At 64.8% G+C, this 15,189-nt stretch carries 17 protein-coding genes and 2 pseudogenes; 11 read left to right on the plus strand and 8 right to left on the minus strand.

Annotated features, from left to right (window positions below):
• Positions 1–784: pseudogene (locus tag ABZU74_RS27460) on the plus strand (hypothetical protein); the annotation flags it as partial.
• Positions 785–1,817: 1,033 nt separating this feature from the next.
• Here the strand turns inward: ABZU74_RS27460 and ABZU74_RS27465 are convergent.
• On the minus strand, positions 1,818–2,327 hold the full coding sequence (locus ABZU74_RS27465) for a tyrosine-type recombinase/integrase (protein WP_355429556.1): 510 nt from the start codon (positions 2,325–2,327) through the stop codon (positions 1,818–1,820).
• A 76-nt stretch (positions 2,328–2,403) separates the two neighbouring features.
• Between ABZU74_RS27465 and ABZU74_RS27470 the strand changes: the two genes are divergently transcribed.
• Positions 2,404–3,294: a nucleotidyltransferase gene (locus ABZU74_RS27470; protein ID WP_355429559.1), complete on the plus strand. Its 891-nt coding sequence runs from the start codon at positions 2,404–2,406 to the stop codon at positions 3,292–3,294.
• Positions 3,279–3,899, plus strand: coding sequence for a hypothetical protein (locus ABZU74_RS27475; RefSeq protein ID WP_355429562.1), 621 nt, complete (start codon positions 3,279–3,281; stop codon positions 3,897–3,899). Before ABZU74_RS27470 ends, ABZU74_RS27475 begins: the two co-directional genes overlap by 16 nt.
• Positions 3,900–3,913: 14 nt before the next feature.
• Here the strand turns inward: ABZU74_RS27475 and ABZU74_RS27480 are convergent, their stop codons facing one another.
• Together ABZU74_RS27480 and ABZU74_RS27485 are read right to left on the minus strand one after the other, a co-directional pair.
• A complete protein-coding gene (locus ABZU74_RS27480) occupies positions 3,914–5,674 on the minus strand; it encodes a hypothetical protein (RefSeq protein WP_355429565.1) in 1,761 nt (586 codons plus the stop codon).
• A gap of 939 nt (positions 5,675–6,613) precedes the next feature.
• The gene (locus ABZU74_RS27485) at positions 6,614–6,940 is read right to left on the minus strand and encodes a hypothetical protein (RefSeq protein WP_355429568.1); all 327 of its coding nucleotides are present in this window, start codon (positions 6,938–6,940) and stop codon (positions 6,614–6,616) included.
• 93 nt (positions 6,941–7,033) lie between these two features.
• Here ABZU74_RS27485 and ABZU74_RS27490 point away from each other — a divergent pair, with 93 nt between their 5' ends.
• Positions 7,034–7,432: a hypothetical protein gene (locus ABZU74_RS27490; protein ID WP_355429571.1), complete on the plus strand. Its 399-nt coding sequence runs from the start codon at positions 7,034–7,036 to the stop codon at positions 7,430–7,432.
• 178 nt (positions 7,433–7,610) lie between these two features.
• Here the strand turns inward: ABZU74_RS27490 and ABZU74_RS27495 are convergent, their stop codons facing one another.
• Positions 7,611–8,189, minus strand: a complete 579-nt coding sequence (locus ABZU74_RS27495; RefSeq protein WP_355429574.1) for an HD domain-containing protein — start codon at positions 8,187–8,189, stop codon at positions 7,611–7,613.
• A complete protein-coding gene (locus ABZU74_RS27500; protein ID WP_355429577.1) occupies positions 8,186–9,313 on the minus strand; it encodes a helix-turn-helix transcriptional regulator in 1,128 nt (375 codons plus the stop codon). Before ABZU74_RS27500 ends, ABZU74_RS27495 begins: the two co-directional genes overlap by 4 nt.
• Positions 9,314–9,547: 234 nt before the next feature.
• Between ABZU74_RS27500 and ABZU74_RS27505 the strand changes: the two genes are divergently transcribed.
• Genes ABZU74_RS27505 through ABZU74_RS27520 form a run of 4 tightly spaced genes read left to right on the plus strand, consistent with a single transcriptional unit; the run spans position 9,548 to position 10,285 of the window.
• Entirely contained in the window at positions 9,548–9,724 is a 177-nt protein-coding gene (locus tag ABZU74_RS27505; protein ID WP_355429580.1) for a hypothetical protein, read from the plus strand.
• A complete protein-coding gene (locus tag ABZU74_RS27510; protein ID WP_355429583.1) occupies positions 9,721–9,900 on the plus strand; it encodes a hypothetical protein in 180 nt (59 codons plus the stop codon). The genes ABZU74_RS27505 and ABZU74_RS27510 overlap by 4 nt, the downstream gene beginning before the upstream one ends.
• Positions 9,897–10,115 carry a hypothetical protein gene (locus ABZU74_RS27515; protein WP_355429586.1) on the plus strand — a complete coding sequence of 73 codons (219 nt, stop codon included), beginning with the start codon at positions 9,897–9,899 and terminating at the stop codon, positions 10,113–10,115. Before ABZU74_RS27510 ends, ABZU74_RS27515 begins: the two co-directional genes overlap by 4 nt.
• Positions 10,112–10,285, plus strand: a complete 174-nt coding sequence (locus ABZU74_RS27520; RefSeq protein WP_355429588.1) for a hypothetical protein — start codon at positions 10,112–10,114, stop codon at positions 10,283–10,285. Before ABZU74_RS27515 ends, ABZU74_RS27520 begins: the two co-directional genes overlap by 4 nt.
• Positions 10,286–10,418: 133 nt before the next feature.
• On the opposite strand, the pseudogene ABZU74_RS27525 reads toward ABZU74_RS27520, so the two are convergent.
• Positions 10,419–11,491: pseudogene (locus ABZU74_RS27525) on the minus strand (DUF1996 domain-containing protein).
• A 287-nt stretch (positions 11,492–11,778) separates the two neighbouring features.
• Positions 11,779–12,057: a hypothetical protein gene (locus ABZU74_RS27530; protein WP_355429591.1), complete on the minus strand. Its 279-nt coding sequence runs from the start codon at positions 12,055–12,057 to the stop codon at positions 11,779–11,781.
• A gap of 463 nt (positions 12,058–12,520) precedes the next feature.
• On the opposite strand from ABZU74_RS27530, the gene ABZU74_RS27535 reads away from it, so the two are divergent.
• Positions 12,521–13,771, plus strand: coding sequence for an Ig-like domain-containing protein (locus ABZU74_RS27535; RefSeq protein ID WP_355429594.1), 1,251 nt, complete (start codon positions 12,521–12,523; stop codon positions 13,769–13,771).
• Positions 13,768–13,938, plus strand: coding sequence for a hypothetical protein (locus tag ABZU74_RS27540; RefSeq protein WP_355429597.1), 171 nt, complete (start codon positions 13,768–13,770; stop codon positions 13,936–13,938). The genes ABZU74_RS27535 and ABZU74_RS27540 overlap by 4 nt, the downstream gene beginning before the upstream one ends.
• A gap of 1 nt (position 13,939) precedes the next feature.
• On the opposite strand, the gene ABZU74_RS27545 is transcribed toward ABZU74_RS27540, so the two are convergent.
• Complete coding sequence (locus ABZU74_RS27545) at positions 13,940–14,644, minus strand: SDR family oxidoreductase (RefSeq protein ID WP_355429600.1); 705 nt, start codon at positions 14,642–14,644, stop codon at positions 13,940–13,942.
• Positions 14,645–14,756: 112 nt separating this feature from the next.
• Here ABZU74_RS27545 and ABZU74_RS27550 point away from each other — a divergent pair, with 112 nt between their 5' ends.
• Positions 14,757–15,140, plus strand: a complete 384-nt coding sequence (locus ABZU74_RS27550; protein ID WP_355429603.1) for a MerR family transcriptional regulator — start codon at positions 14,757–14,759, stop codon at positions 15,138–15,140.
• Positions 15,141–15,189 lie beyond the last annotated feature (49 nt).

Here is a 15,189-nt window from a genome sequence, read left to right on the forward strand (position 1 = left end):
CCGCTTCTTCCCCATGCTCTCCATGATGATGGACATCCTCCCGGAGACCCCAGGTCCCCTGATCTCGGATGTCCGTCAAAACGGGGCAGGCCCAGACATCATGCTTGGAGCGCTCCCCGTAGGTGCCGTCGAGGTTACTGAGGACCGGGACAAGAGCCAGGCTGGCTGGGAGGCCAAGCGCATCGATCACCTCGATGTGCGGCCTTGCAAACTGGGCTGGGAGGTAAGCACCAGCAGGTACCCCCACCCTCCTACGCCGTGGGCCAAGAAGGTCCTTACGCCATTCCTCCTGAGCTTGGAGGCGGCAAGCGCCCCAGGCGTCACGATCTATCCTGATTCACCGGTTCAAGCGGCGATCCCTGACGGCCTTGCTGCTCTCGGCTTCGTCGCGGCATATCCACACCCGGCAGGTTCGGCGCCCATCGCTCCAGGAACCGCTCGACTCCAAGTCGCTTGGTGGTCGTTGGGACACCCCCACCAGTTGGCGGAGTGGGCCGAAGGGTTCCTCGCCTCAGACCGTTGTAAGGGCGAGCGGCGAAAGCTGGCTCAATCGACACGCAGCGAACGTCACTTGGCTGTTGTCGTGCCGTTCATGCCTGCGTCCGCTCTGAGCGTCCATGCGTGGCTGATGGCTGTAGCTGATATCGGTCCTCCGCCCCGTCATCCGACCCTGCCTTCTGAGATAACCCACCTATGGCTGATCTCGGATTATCCCGGCACTCCATCGCTTCGATACACCTCTGGGGAGTGGACCGTACTAACTCCCGTGCAGCCCTTCACGTAGCTAATCCCTGCCGGCTGCGGGCTGCCGGTCATGCCGGCGTGTCAGGTCGAGTGTCATGCCGACGTGATCCGTCAGCTGATGTGCGACGTCATGTCGGCGTGGGTGATCGTTCTCCGTATCAGGATGGCAAGACTCGGCATGGCTGGTACCAAGGGTGACCAGCCGTCCTAGATTCAACACGATCTGCCGGGGGTGCAGAGACAGTGAAAACATCCGGCGGGTGCCGGCTCCTGGGTGATCCTGGTTGGTCTAGATCTGACGTCGACGGTCGTCGCCGCAGTGTTGGGAAGTTTGCTGGACCGCGGGTCCTCGCAGCTCGACCGGTTGCGTGACGGCTACGCGGAGGCGGCTAAGGCCCTCGCAGCTTGGGATAATTTCCCGTATCGGATTGAAAGGCGAGTTGACGATGATCCGGAAACTCGGAAGTCCTTGTCTGAACTTAGTTCCGATATTGTCGAGAGGTTGGCATATCACTGAGGCTGGGTTAGTGCCGACAGTCCTGCGATGGGTGCGTTCTACATGCGGCCGGTCGAGCAACTCCGGAGAGGTCGCCCCACATGCGCGATTCGCGTGCTCGTAGGTACATCGATGCTGTCGGATCGGCGTGACATCGTTCGGAGAAAGCCCGCAGGTGGACCCCCGGGTGCTGGAACGAGCGCCGCGAAGCAGCCAGGGACAGCGAAATCAACAACAACGGCCGACAGCCGACGACGCTGAGCAGTGCAGCCGCCATGCACAACACCACACATCGGCGCCTGACAGCAGGCAGCGGCAGGATTCATCCGCGTTCCACCGAAGATGTCGAGCGCCAGGTGGTTTGATCCAACATCAAGATCATGCCGTTCGCAGGCCGTCTAACGGAGGCCTACGGTGGCAAATGTTCACCAGCTATGACTAGCGCCGGTCCAGGTCCAAGCATGTCTCGTCCAGTTCGGATGCCTATGCCCGGCACCGTGACCAATACAACGCCAAGTGATCGCCGTAGGCGCTCTGACCTGCGGCGGAGCACCCGGAACGGCCTTGATTCCCATGATCATGCCGTCTCCAGGCCGTCGGGGGTCTTCGGGTCGTCGGCGAAGGCGTGGTCGATCGCGCGGCGGGTGCGGTCCTCGCTTGCTGGCAGCAGGTGCGTGTAGATCCGGAGGGTGAAGCCGGGGTCGGAGTGCCCCAGGTACGCCGAGAGGGCCTTCACGCTTTCGCCGGCCTCGAGCAGGACCGAGGCGTAAGTGTGCCGGAGCACGTGCATGCCGTTGTGTCGGTTGTCGGGGACGCCCGTGGCGCGGATGGCGGGCTTCCAGACGCCCGAGTTGAAGCCGGTTCGGCTCAGCGCCGTTCCCGCCGGGGTCGTCAGGTAGAGCGTCACGGTCCGCGGTTCGCCGCTGGAGGTGCCCCAGGGCAGGGTGACGGCGACCGGCGGGTACTGCTTGGTGTGCTCGGCGAGTCGGCGGGATACCGACTCCGGCAGTGGGACGTCGCGGACCTCGCCACCCTCGGGCGGCGCGAAGATCAGGCGCCCTCGGACGAGCTTGACCTGACGCGTCACGTCTGTCCGGTGACGGGCAGTGGAATGTCGGTGGGTAGGTCTAGGTTGTCGGGACATCGAGCCAACTGGAGTAATCGTGGCAGTCTCCGCTCCTGAGCTACGAAGCTGGACGACACCGGGCGCCCAAGATTCAGCGGCAAGGACTTACGCATCTATCAAGGCCGCGCTAAGCCAATCGGACGAACTGGAAGAATTCGACTACGACGTCTTCCTGCAAGGCTCATACGCGAACACTACTAACACTCGGGGCGACTCAGATGTCGATATCGTGGCAATGCTGAGGTCCACGTTCATGCCAGACATCTCTGAGCTTCCGATCGCCGATCGAGTTCGATACGAGGCCAACCGAATCCCGGGCACGACAAGCGCCATGGAATTTCGGGCTCTGGTCCGTCAGGCTCTCGCTGATTACTACGGCGAGGGGCGCGTGCACTCGAAGAACAAGTGCATCCGCGTCGACAAGACGAGTGGATATGTTGACGCGGACGTAGTTCCTGCCCTTCAACAACGAAAGTTCATCCATTACCCGAACAATGGGTCCGCGATTTACATCGAGGGAATATCAATCCAGCCTCTTGAAGGTGGTCGGGTTGTGAATTACCCGAAGGAACACATCGACAACGGAAGCGCAAAGAATGAACGTTGCGGCGATCGCTACAAGCCAACAGTGCGACAGATTAAACGCCTGCGCCGGAGGGCCGTCGAACTTGGCCAAGTAGCCCAAGGATCCGCGCCCGGATACCTGCTCGAATGCATGGTCTACAACGTGCCGGATAGGCTCTTTCTTTACGATGACGTAGCTCGCGTGGCAAGCGTGTTGAGTTGGCTTGTTGGCAAGTCGCCCGAGGAGCTCGCGAACCAGTGCATGTCGGGAGATGAGATTCACCATCTGTTCGTGGACGATCCCGGCCAACACAACGAATACACAGCCAAGCGAGTTCTCGAAGCGCTATGGAAGGTGTTGTAAGCGTGCATGCCTACAGCAGCAGTGAGAATCGCACCTCAGCTCTCGGGTCGATCGCGCTGGCGGCAGTTTTATTTGCGATTTCCGCCAACGCGTTGGCTTCCAATCTCGGCGTCGGCCCCAGTTGGTTGATTAGCGCGCCAACCGTCGCCGCTTGCTACGGTATTCTCTATCGCTCCATGGACTCTTTCGCTTGGCGATGGCGCTTGTTTCATCGGCTTGGAGTAATTGAAGTTCCCGTCATCGACGGCATCTATGAGGGCCGCCTCGTGTCCTCATACAAGAACCTAAGTCTTCCCGTCCGAATAAGGATCGATCAGACTTGGACACGAATTGCCGTGCGATTCGACGTTCTAGAGCCCGCCTCCTCGGCGTCCTACTCGGTTACGGCTGGGCTGGGAAGAGACGGCCACAACGACGCGCGCTTAACCTACACGTACCGCAACCAGACGAGGCCCGGCGTCGCGGATGCCGACATGAACGACCATGACGGTACGGCAGAGCTAACCATTGACTGTGCCAGCGGAAAGATTAGTGGCCGGTACTTTAACTTCCGAGGCAGGCAGGGAACGCTGTCACTCACACGCACGCCGGCTAGGCCGAGATAAGTGCCACCCCTGACTCAGTCTAGCCAGTAGCTGTCGTTCATATCCGGATGAGGCACCCAATCGTCTTCGATGAGCTGCATCCCATGATCTTGGAGACGCCACTCGTTCACGGCGGCGAAAGCGGTGTTGATTGAGTCACACTGACTCTGACTTAGATAAAAACGAAGAGATTCCAAGTCATCGCGAGCGTCACTTACCCACTCGAGATTCGGTGGCCGCTCCGCAGCGAGCAGTAGATAACGCTCGACGGCGTTGGACACCTGTTTGCGCCCAACTCTAGGCATAAGTCGCGGAAAAATATCCACAGTGCCATCAGCGCTATAGACGATTATCACACATGCTGGAGGTCCGCTGCCCATGTAACGAATTGTGTTGTTGTACCGGCTCCCGCGGGCGGGATCGCCCGCCTTATCTGCATGACCGTCTAGGATTACGCCAATGGCATGACACCGCCCCTGTGGATCAACGAGGACCGCCCCATCCATGGCAGTGAGCTGGCTGGCGAGGGAAGGCATTAGATCGGTCGCCTCAATTGACCAAGCCTGAGGCGAAAGCCGTTTGGCCTCAGCTGCAGCGTCGCTCGAAATCACAAGCATCGCTCCGTGGTCGTTTTGCTCCACCGCCTTAGCCAGTACCACAAGTCGGTCAAGGTCGGCAGATGGGAGGATCCGCTCCGCGACGTCCCGCAAAATCTCTGTGTCAAGAGTCTGCACTGGCAGGCGGGATACCCCGTCGCGCACACTTAACAACACGCGGCCGTCGTGCAACAGGTCCCACGCACCGCGCCCGAGTATCGAGACGACGAAAGCAGTCTCACTGGCCGGGTTGTAGGTATCTCGTATTTTGCCCAAAGCATAGACACTTCCGCCGAAGCTGCCCCTTAATTCTCCCGTGAGAAGGCCTACGTCCTCTCCGCAAGCCTCAAGCAGTTTTCGAACAGCGCGAGTGTTCCTGAGGCTCACTGGAACTTCGAGCCGCAGCATCACATTGGCCGCAGTGGAGTCCGGCTTGACGATGAGAAGGTTGCCGAGACCTGAACGGCCTTCATACGGCAACGCCGATAAAGAGTTCAACAGCAAGTCGGTATCTTGGCCGAACATGAAGTCGGCACAAAGCAAAGCCGAGCGGACAAGGCGCTCTGTGGCGCCTCGTACTACTTCAGGAGTCCCTGCACCCAGCGCGTTCAAGCCGGCGCCAGGATCCGGCTGATAGAGCTGAGCAGCGGCGCGAGAGAGGATCTCATCCAGGAGCGCGTGGACGAAGGACGGGGCAACCCGCATCCGGTCACGCAACGTGGTTTGCAACCTGGCGACGGCATCCAATGCCACGTTATTTACCCCAATAACAACATGCACCTCGTAGTCACCGACTAGACCCGGCATGCTGGCGAAGAAGCTGATTCCGCTACTGGCAGCGTGGGCGCTGAGGGTCTCCGCGACCACCTCGGCCCGAATCTGCTTTTTCAGCGAAGCGTGTCGTAGTTCGTGCACTCGGGGATTGCTGTTCCATATCTCGTGCTCCGGGTGCTTCAGGTAGCGCTCCTCGACAGTTCGAGAAACATGAGCGAGGTCGGTGGGAGTGTACGGGCCAGTCTCCGGCTCAATGCAGATAGGAAAAGCGTGTTCACCGGCGACCTGAAACCCGACCAAGATGACGTGCGCTTTGCTAGTGAAACCTACTGCTTCAAAAGCCATCCGGGTTGCGGTTTGGACTGAGGTGCGGAAGTGCGGCTGGAATCCCCACATAAACTGATTGATAACTCGCTGGCTGGACATCTGTCAAGGCCTCCGCTGGACGAAACGCTTCTACGACTTCGTGTGAGAACTTTCTATACGAGATCAAGGCGGCCCGCCTCGCGGGCCGCTCGCGCCGCCGACCAGGGGCGACCCAGAGGGTCGCCGCTCGGGGACCCCGCCGCCCAGGCGCAAGCGCCGGCGGCACCCCGGCGGTTCCAGCCCGCCGGCGGCGCGACAGACGAGTAAGCCCCGGGCCGCCAATTACGGGGCGATCCGAGGCTATCGGAGTGGTGGTTTAGTCCAGGTCAACGCTAATGGCGGTCGGCCGCGGGTCACGCAGCGGGACTTGGACTCGATAAGTCCGCCCGGGGGCTAGGACTACTGCCAGCCAGTGATCGCGTTGACGGGTGCAGCTCGCGACCTCAACGGATTCTGGCCTATCGAGCTTCGCCGCCACCGACAACTGGGCGATATGTGCTACGTAGGGCCGTTGGTCTTCCTCGTCTCCCCAGCTAAGACGCAGCCGCAGGGAACGGAGACCCAGCTTGACGGCGTCGTATGCCGCGTTGCCCACAACGCCTGACGCTGCCACCCAGGCGAGCATAAGGGTTGCCTCGGAGAGGCCGCCGTTAAGGACGAGGCGCTGGCTGGTACGGAAGTGCTCAGGGGGTCGTGGAAACGTCAGGACCTCCCCGTCGGTGAAGACGAAACTCACTGTCTCAGGTTCGATGTCATCAGCCTTCCCCATAGGTTCCAGCTTATCGAGCCAGGTCACCATCACCGACTGGTGAGGAGCGGGCCTCCGGCGGGGCACTCAGGCACTCCAGGATGGTGGGTGCCATCCCACCGGCCTTCATCCGGGCGGAGCCGAGCAGGTGGGGCCTGCCCGGTCAAGGTCGTTCAGACGGCGGGGTGCTCCAGCTTGACCGCGCAGGCCCCACCCACTCCACGGTGTGCTGACGAAGGCCGACGGGGTGGCTAGGAGGCGTTGACGGGCTGGTGCTGGGACTCGGCGGCGTTGAAGCTCTCGCCGTTGTCGTGCTCCCAGTTGGCGATGAGCCGGTCAGCCGGCGTGCCCTCCAGGGAGCTGATCAGCTTCAGCAGGGACACCGACGTTCCCGCTGCCCAGGTATCCGGGATCCCGATACGGCCCGCGGCCCACTGCCTCTCCTCGGTCGAGCGGCCGATCCGCATGTTGACCAGCCCGGCAGCAAGCGACAGCCGGACAACGCGGGTGACCTGCTCGGGAGTGGACAGCAGGTCAACCAGGAGCGTTCCATCCTTTCCGGCTGCGGGCGCTCCCATGCAAGGTCAGGCCGCTTTCAAGTCGTAGGTGTCGGATCATCGACAGGTGGAGGATGTTCACGTTGGGTGCTCACGCCAGTACCCTTTGTGACCATGGCGGCGCGTAACAAGTCGAAGCTGTGGCAGTACTGGGGTTACGGAGTCTTGGCGGCGCTTCTCCTGTCTCTGGGCACTGCAAAGTTCGGTCCAGCGGTCTACGCGGTGCTCCTCGGGCTTCTGCTCCTCTTCGTGCTCTTTCAAGCTCCGGTGTACTGCGGGGCGATCAACCGGAAGCGCGGCAGTGTCGTGGAGTTCTGCCGCAACAACTCGACGGGCTTGATTTTGGGTTGCCACCTGCGACAGCACAAGTGGCAGAAGTTCGGGCGCGACTGGTGGTCTCTCAGTTGGCGCCAGAAGACCGTAGGGCTCTGGACCGGCGGTCAAGCGAAGCTGGCCACCCTCAGCTTCGTGGTCGGAACCGTGGTCAGCATCGTCGGACTCTTCAAGAAGTAGCGGGGTCACCGGCGACGGGGAACCCAAGATCATGCCGTCTACAGGCCGTTTGAGGTGAACCAGCGGTGACCAACGACGACGAATGACGGCAGGTCCCCATGCACGTCAGCGGCCTTTCGGTCCGGTTGGCGGTGGTATGCCGATCACCGTTCGCATTGCAACGCCAAGTGTTGAGCGCTTACTGCTGCGGTGGGGGTGTGAGCCAAGCGAGGGGTTGTCCGGTGAGGGCGGCGTCGGCAATGCGGTGGGCGCTGGCGGTCTTGAGGGCGGCTCGTGAGCTGTCGATCCAGCGCTGCACGTTGTCGATGCCCTGGTGGCGGTACTCGACGGCTTGGACGAGGCATTCCAGCTTGTCAGCGTCACGGGCGACGACGGCTTCTAGTGTCTCGCCAGCTTCGTATTCGGCGACGGCGGCGGTGATGACGTTGGCGACGGCGGGGGGACAGTCGGCGACCTGGTCGGCGGTGACGGCGGTGTTGGGTACGGCGGTGAGGTAGCGCTTGGCGATGTGTGGGATGTCGGTGATTCGGGTTTCCTGGGTGTCGTGCAGGGTGCAGAGCATCGACACTCGGGCTGGGTCGGCGCCCTCCATGGCGGCGAGCATCATTCCGATGAGCGCCGTTCGGAAGGAGTGCTCGGCGATGGACTCGGGTTGCTTGACGCCGGCGAACCACCATCCGGTCCGGGCGGCGCGTTTGAGGACACCAGCTTCGAAGATGAAGTTCATCGCTCCGGCGGCGTCGTGATCGTCGGTCATCTGCCCGTCCCTGTGCCGGTGAGTCCGTCCGCCCGCAGGCTGTAGACGATAGACGTTAGTTCCTGCCGCGACTGCGCGGAGATCCGGTCACTGTCTAGGAGCGGGACACTGCGGTCGAGCAGCGCCCGAGTCGCGGCGGGGTTGTCGAGAGCGAGACCGCGTCGTGCGGCCAGCAGAGCCCAGACGTTGTGGATGTTGAGGTCGACGAAGGGATGCCCGGGTTCGAGGCGATGGACCAGGTGACGAAGAAGGATTGAGCCGTGCCAGTCTGCGAGCGCTTTGGGCATGAAGGAGTCGTCGCGGTGGCGGTACGGGATCTCGCCCACCCAGTAGGCCGAGTAGTTGAGGGCTGCTCGCTCGCAGGCGTCATCCGGGTGTGCGCGAGCAATGAAGTCCCGTAACGGTTCCGGGTCGCCCTGGTTCGCGAGGGACGTGACGACGGAGCGAGCGTCGGACCACAGCGGTGACCAGGTGTGAAAGGTGGTCGTGCGGTGTGCTCGGGCGGTGGTCTGAGTGAGCCAACCTGCTGCCGATTTGGTTGGGTCCATGCCGGCAAGGAAGCAGGCTTGCCGGTGCAGCAGCACGTTCCGATGCCGTCCGGCTGTGGCGCGATCGGCGAGGACGTGAAGGTGAGCGAAGAACGCACGTTGCTCGTCGGCGGGCAGGGTCGGCCCGGAGGCGACTGGACCCCGCCGGGGGTGGGTGATGGGTAGCCATCTGGCGAAGGTCGGTGTCTGCCCGAGGACGGCCCAGAGGATCAAGTGAGTCAGGCGGTGGGTGAGTACGGACCAGCCCAGTTGCTGTTCGGCGAGGTCGCAGCGGTCCGGCTGTTCGTTGAGGACGGCGGCGAGGATGAGATCCGCCTCGGCGGCGTCGTCAAGTGCTGCGAGTAGGAGGGTGTTCGCGCCGAGCCGTCCGAGCCGGCGTCGGACGGCGATCGCCTGCCCGAGCGGTACCGCGGTGAACGGCCGGCGTCCGGATTCCCAGCTCTGCACGGTCACCCGATCGACGTCCAGGTCGACGGCAAGCTGCTCCTGCGTGAGCGGGATCGATTCCCGGATCAGCTTGAACAGGTAGCCGGTCACCGCGCCGCGATGTGGTGCTGATCGTCCGCGACCTGTCATCCGTCACCCCCAACGTTGACCCGTGGTCGACGTTCCGCCGTGGAACCAAAAGCTGCGGCAGCCCATCTGGCCTGCTCACGCGTACTGCGGGTGAGTCCAACCGGCGCCGTCGTGATCGTAGCGTCGCAGTTACCGAACGTTCCAGATCCGGTCCCGTCGTTGCGGGGTCGGCCGTGAAGTGCTGCCCGGTGGAGGGAGCCAGTGATGCGGGACAGGACACCACCATGGCGACGAGTGACCTACGACCAGTACCTGATCGCCGTCGCGATGACCCTGGCGCGGCGACACCGCCCGGCGTGGTCGTGGCCGAAGTGGAGGTGGACCTGCCGCTGCGGGGCGGAGTTGCACTGCCGCAGCCGACACCGCATCCCCATCAAGCGGACGCACTGGCCCGCCGAGGAGGAGCAGTGAGCAGCGAAGCGGAGCAGCGGATCCTGGTCGCGCATCTGCCGGGCAAAAATGGCCTGTGCGCCGGCTGCCGGGCGTGGTGGTCGCGGCTCACGCCGTACCTATGCTGGCAGGTGGACTGGGCGACCAGCCGGCAGGCGCGGTCGATGACGGCGGCGCTGCTCGGAGACGGCGCATGACCACGCACGGCCCGGTGCTGCCGATCTGGAGCTGCGGCGGCTGCGGCCTGCCCTGGCCCTGCCGCACGCGGCAGCGCGAGCTACGCGCCGAGTTTGATGACGCTCCGATATCCCTGGCCATCTACCTGGGTGCCCAGCTGGTGCGAGCCTCGGAGGACCTGACCTGGGTGCCGGCGGGTGCGCTGCACAGACGTTTCCTCGGCTGGCTCCGATGAGCATCCTGCGGGTAGGTGACGAGAAGTTCCACTACAGCGACGGCTCGCACAAGTGGATCCCACCGGACCCGGACTACGACCAGGAAGTTTGGAACGAACAGGTCCGCCAACACCAGCACGGCCACCTGAGAAACGTGCACCCGAAGGTGCGGATCCAGCGCCTCGTCTGATGCCATGGCTCTGACTAGGCGAGGTCCCCGGTCTTCAATTCCGCCCGGTGGCTGAGCCGTCCACCGGAGACCTCGCTACGTCTCGATCACTGGCCCGCGACGATCCGCGGGCCAGCTCACATCGACGACCGCCCTAGAAGTTACCGGCCGAGTTGCACTTCACGCCCTGGTCGAGGCAGTTGCGCACCCGGGCCGCGAGCGCCTCGTCCTTCCACGCGTTGAAGAAGTCCGCGTGCATCGAGAACGACGTGCCGGATGCGAGGGTGATGCCGTCGGTGTTCGCGCTCAACGGGTACGAGATCACGAAGGACACCGACGGGACGGGCACCGGGTGGCTCTTCGGGCACGCCCCGGTGTGGTCCCCGTTGGCCATGTGCGCCTTGTGGTCGGGGCTGTCCAGGTGCTTGCCGTCCCAGCAGTCCGGGAAGGTGATCTGCCGGACGATGTTCGCGGTCTTGGCGCAGACCGGGAACGTCTTGTCGGCGCTGCGGCCGACCTCGCCGCCGATGCCGGCGCACCAGAAGTGGTTGCCCTGCTTGTCCGGGGTGTCGACCTGGTTCTTGGCATTACCGGTGATCATTCGCAGGCCGAACGGGAAGGGCTGGGTCCTGCTCGGGTCCTTCAGCCGGGAACCGTAGTAGACGGTCACCTCCTTCGGGTCCACGACCTTGCCGTTCTGGTACATCGTCGGCACCAGTAGGCGGACTGGTCGTCCGGCGAGTTGCAGGTGGTCGCCTTCGACGCCCGCAGCGACTCGGCGGTCGAGGTGGCGTCGGTCGACCTGTTGCCCCAGAACGTGTGGTTGTGCGAGCCGCCCACCAGCTTGGGCAGCACGATCGGGTCGTCGCTGTTGTGGTGGCTGGTCGTGCAGCCGACGTTGAATTCGGGCACCTTCACGGGGTTGCCGGTCACCGGCTTGGGCTTGCGCGCGAAGAACGCCTTCGTCGCGGCGGCCTGCGCGGCAGCGTCGATGGTGATCCAGCCGCCGGATGCGGTGGGCGGGGCGGGGCTGGTCGCCGGGGTGCCTGGCTTACCCGGCGTGGACGGGGTGGCCGAGGTGCCCGGGGCGCTCGGCGTGGCCGACGGGTCGCCGGGGGCGGTGGCCGTCGGCGCGTCCGGGCCGGGCGAGCCGATGCCGGTGTCGCTGGACGGGCCGGACCCACCGGGAGTGCCCGGCGCCTCCTTGCATCCGCCGGCGAGCGCCATGCTCACCAGCAGCAGGGCGGGGACGCTACGACGGTGTCGAGGGGTGGATCGAAGATTTATCAACGGGGGCGCACCTTTCTTCCGAGCACGAAGAATACGAGTCCGCCCCCTGCTCGTTTCCCACTGAAACGATTAATTCTCCCTTAAATAGCGCTCAGCGATTGCCTGGTCGGCTGTGCGGAACCGTTGCGATGTCGACTCAATCTCAAATCTCTGATTACTCTCCAAAAACTGTAATCGGCGACTGCGGCGGCACTCCACTCTCTTCAGTGGTCGGCCGTGCCGGGTCAGCAGCGGTCGCGTGCCTCGCGCAGGAAGGTCTCCCGCGAAACGACAGTCGTCGAGTGGTGTCCGCGAGGCATCACCAACACCTGGTCCGGCCCGATCCGTGGCAGATCCGCGAGGGTGAAGTCCACCGAGAGGGCCTCGCGGCGGCTCGACCCGTCGAGGGTGTAGGTGACCCCGGCCCGAAATTCCGTGAGCAGCTCGACGTCCACCTCGGCCGCAGGGCTGTCGACAGCTTCGGCGACCTCCCACCCCTCCGGCGGCTGACCCAACAGGGCCACCTCCACGACCTCGCTCGCGGGCGGGCCGCCGATGCGCCACCTGACCAGGGACTGTTCGCCCGGTTCACTTTCAGGGCCGTTCTCGAACACGCGGATATCGGCGTCACGGTCATCGCAGGTGACCAGAACGCCGATCGGCCGGCCGTCCTGGACGGCGAGAGCGACAATCGGCTCCTCCGCTGGTGAGCAGGCGGTCAGGAGGAGGAGGGGAAGCGGGAGCAGAATCCATGGACGTCGGCTTCCGGGCATGTCGGCAGCCTTCCATCACCGCATCACGCTTCGATGCCCCGAGGGTCACGAAAGGGAAAGCGCGACCAACTGACCCGGACCGCGTGCGGTGCCGAACCTTCCCACCTTCGTTGAGTGATTTCCGGAAACGGCGCAGGGTGCCGCCGACGCGGAGAGAATTGCCGCCACGGAGCACACGGAAGCCGGGGGACGTTCGATGGGTTTGCGAAGGCGCATGGCGCTCGTGGCGGTGACCGTCGCGGCGACACCGCTGGTCCTCGGCGGGTGCACCACCGAGCGGAAGCCCGCCGCGCGCCCCGCCCAGCAGGTGGCGCCATCGCCCGAACTGACCCTCACGCCCGCCGACCTCTCCCGGAACGTGCCACTCAGCGCCGAGGTGGTTCCGCTCGTCACGGGAGGAAAGATCACCGCGGTGCGCCTCGTCGACGACACCGGCACGCTGGTCCGGGCGGAGCCCCGCGAGGACGGCTCGTCCTGGGTGCCGACCGCTCCGTTGCGGCCGCAGCGCACCTACACAGCGGCGGTGACCGCCACCGCCGACTCCGGACGGACCACCACCCGCACCACCACCTTCACCACAGCGGCGGCGTCGACGAAGCCGCAGGTGACCAGCACCCTGTACTTCGCCGACAAGCAGACGTACGGCACGGCCATGCCGGTCACCATCGGCTTCGATCCGCCCATCGCCAGGGCGGCCCGCGCCGACGTGCAACGTCGGTTGTTCGTCACCACGAAGCCGGCCCAGCCGGGCGTCTGGTCCTGGGTGGACGACGGTAGCCAGGTCTACTACCGGGCTCGCGACTTCTGGCGGCCAGGGACGACCATCAGTGTCCGGGCCGGCCTGGAGGGTCTGCCGATCGGCAAGAACCAGATCGGTGACGCCGACCGCACCGCGACGTCCCGGATCGGACGGCAGGTGGCGCTCGAAGTCGACAACGCCACCAAGCAGATGCGCGTGCTGCGCGACGGCAGGCTGATCCGCAGGATCCCGGTCAGCCTCGGCAAGCGCAGCACCCCCACGTCCAGCGGCAAGATGGTGATCATGGAGAAGTACCAGCACACCACGTTCGACACGCGGGGCGAGCCGAACGGCGGCTACGTGGTGAACGTCGAGGATGCGCAACGGCTCACCTGGGGTGGCGAGTTCATCCACGGGGCACCCTGGTCGGTGTCCGATCAGGGGCACCGCAACGTCTCGCACGGCTGCACGAACATCTCGGCGGCCAACGCCGACTGGCTGATGGGCGTCACCCAGGTCGGTGACCTGGTCACCTTCACCGGCACCGAGGTCCGCCTCCAGTCGGGCAACGGCTGGACGGCCTGGAACACCAGTTGGGGCCAGTTCGTCAAGGGCAGCGCGCTACCCGTACCCGCGGATCTTCGACCGGCTCCGGCGTCGGCGCCGCCCGCGCGTGCGGTAGCCGGCGGCGTGCCGACGCCGGGGCCGTCCGCCTCTGGAGGGTGAACCACCGGGCGCCCGGCGGGCTCATCACCGGCGTGAACGTCGACAACTACAACGGGCGGGTCACCGGGACCGTCCAGGTCGAGGCGGTCCAGGAAGCCACAGGTGCGAGGTTCACGCAGGGGATGGCGCTGGTCAAGGAGGACGGCGAGTGGCGGGTCTGCCAGTGATTCACCGCGCCGTCGAGGTGTAGAAGTCGCTCGGGTCGTTGGCCAGGGACGCCTTGACGTACGTGCTCGACTCGTCGGCAAGGACCTCGACCCTGCCGGCCTCGACGCCGTCCAGGGCCGCGCGCACGACGTCGGCGGGGTCCATCTTGTCGACGTCGTAGCCGGCCATCATGTCGGTGTCGGCGGCACCCAGGTGCAGGCCGGTCACCAGGGTCCCCTGACCGGCGAGTTCCAGCCGAATCCCGTTGGTCAGGCTCCACTCGGCTGCCTTCGCCACCGCGTAGGCGTTGGCCCCGTCGTAGGAGAACCACGACAGCGCCGACAGGACGTTGAGGATCGCCCCTCCACCGTTCGCGCCGAGCACCGGCGCGAAAACCCGGACCATGCTCAGGGTCCCCCAGAAGTGCGTGTCGAGCTCGGACCGGATCTTGCCAAGGTCCCCGTTGACCAGGTTGGTGTAGGTGGAGATCCCGGCGTTGTTGACCAACAGGGTGACGTCGGACGCGACAGCGGCCGCCTCCTCGACGGATCGGGGGTCGGTGATGTCCAGCCGGAGCCTCTCGACGCCGGGAATGTCGATCTGCTCCGGGCGGCGGGCGGTGGCGTACACCTTGGCCGCTCCGCGTTCCACCAGTTGTCCGGCGAAGTGTCGGCCGATGCCGCGGTTGGCGCCGGTGACCAGAGCGATGGAACCGGAGATCCGCATGATTGCCTCCTGGCAGGTTCGGGAACGAGCGGTACGCGAGCTACGCTAAAACCTGACGCTGACGTGAGGGACAAGGCTGTGTGGCTGGCGTCACCGGCCGGGGGAGGGGTCCATGCGGATCGGGGAACTCGCCGAGAAGACCGGGGTGTCGGTCCGAGCGCTGCGCTACTACGAGGAGCAGGGCCTGCTGACCGCCGACCGCAGCGGTGGCGGGCAACGCCACTACGGCGACAGCGCGGTCGAGCGGGTGCACCTGATCCAGGCGTTGTACGCGGCCGGGCTGTCCAGCCGGACCATCCTGGACCTGCTGCCCTGCGTCGACGCGAAGGTCAACACGCCGGAGTCCCGGGCGCTGCTGCGCGCCGAACGTGCCCGCATCGACGAGCAGATCAGGCAACTCCGCGACGCCCGGGACCGGCTCGACGCGGTCATCGCCTCCAGCGAGAGCCCGACCAGCGGATGTGCCCACGTGGAATCCGACGCCCTGGTGCCGTAACGACCCGACGCGCGCGGCACGGTCACCGCCGACCGTGCGCAGCGACCGC

It is taken from the genome of Micromonospora sp. NPDC005171 (assembly GCF_040608575.1).
Classification (GTDB): Bacteria; Actinomycetota; Actinomycetes; order Mycobacteriales; family Micromonosporaceae; genus Micromonospora.

Coding starts and splice junctions, on each gene's coding strand:
- ABZU74_RS27475 (WP_355429562.1), top strand. CDS start 3,279: ATGGAAGGTGTTGTAAGCGTGCATGCCTACAGCAGCAGTGAGAATCGC.
- ABZU74_RS27480 (WP_355429565.1), bottom strand. CDS start 5,674: ATGTCCAGCCAGCGAGTTATCAATCAGTTTATGTGGGGATTCCAGCCG.
- ABZU74_RS27485 (WP_355429568.1), bottom strand. CDS start 6,940: ATGGGAGCGCCCGCAGCCGGAAAGGATGGAACGCTCCTGGTTGACCTG.
- ABZU74_RS27490 (WP_355429571.1), top strand. CDS start 7,034: ATGGCGGCGCGTAACAAGTCGAAGCTGTGGCAGTACTGGGGTTACGGA.
- ABZU74_RS27495 (WP_355429574.1), bottom strand. CDS start 8,189: ATGACCGACGATCACGACGCCGCCGGAGCGATGAACTTCATCTTCGAA.
- ABZU74_RS27500 (WP_355429577.1), bottom strand. CDS start 9,313: ATGACAGGTCGCGGACGATCAGCACCACATCGCGGCGCGGTGACCGGC.
- ABZU74_RS27515 (WP_355429586.1), top strand. CDS start 9,897: ATGACCACGCACGGCCCGGTGCTGCCGATCTGGAGCTGCGGCGGCTGC.
- ABZU74_RS27520 (WP_355429588.1), top strand. CDS start 10,112: ATGAGCATCCTGCGGGTAGGTGACGAGAAGTTCCACTACAGCGACGGC.
- ABZU74_RS27535 (WP_355429594.1), top strand. CDS start 12,521: ATGGCGCTCGTGGCGGTGACCGTCGCGGCGACACCGCTGGTCCTCGGC.
- ABZU74_RS27545 (WP_355429600.1), bottom strand. CDS start 14,644: ATGCGGATCTCCGGTTCCATCGCTCTGGTCACCGGCGCCAACCGCGGC.
- ABZU74_RS27550 (WP_355429603.1), top strand. CDS start 14,757: ATGCGGATCGGGGAACTCGCCGAGAAGACCGGGGTGTCGGTCCGAGCG.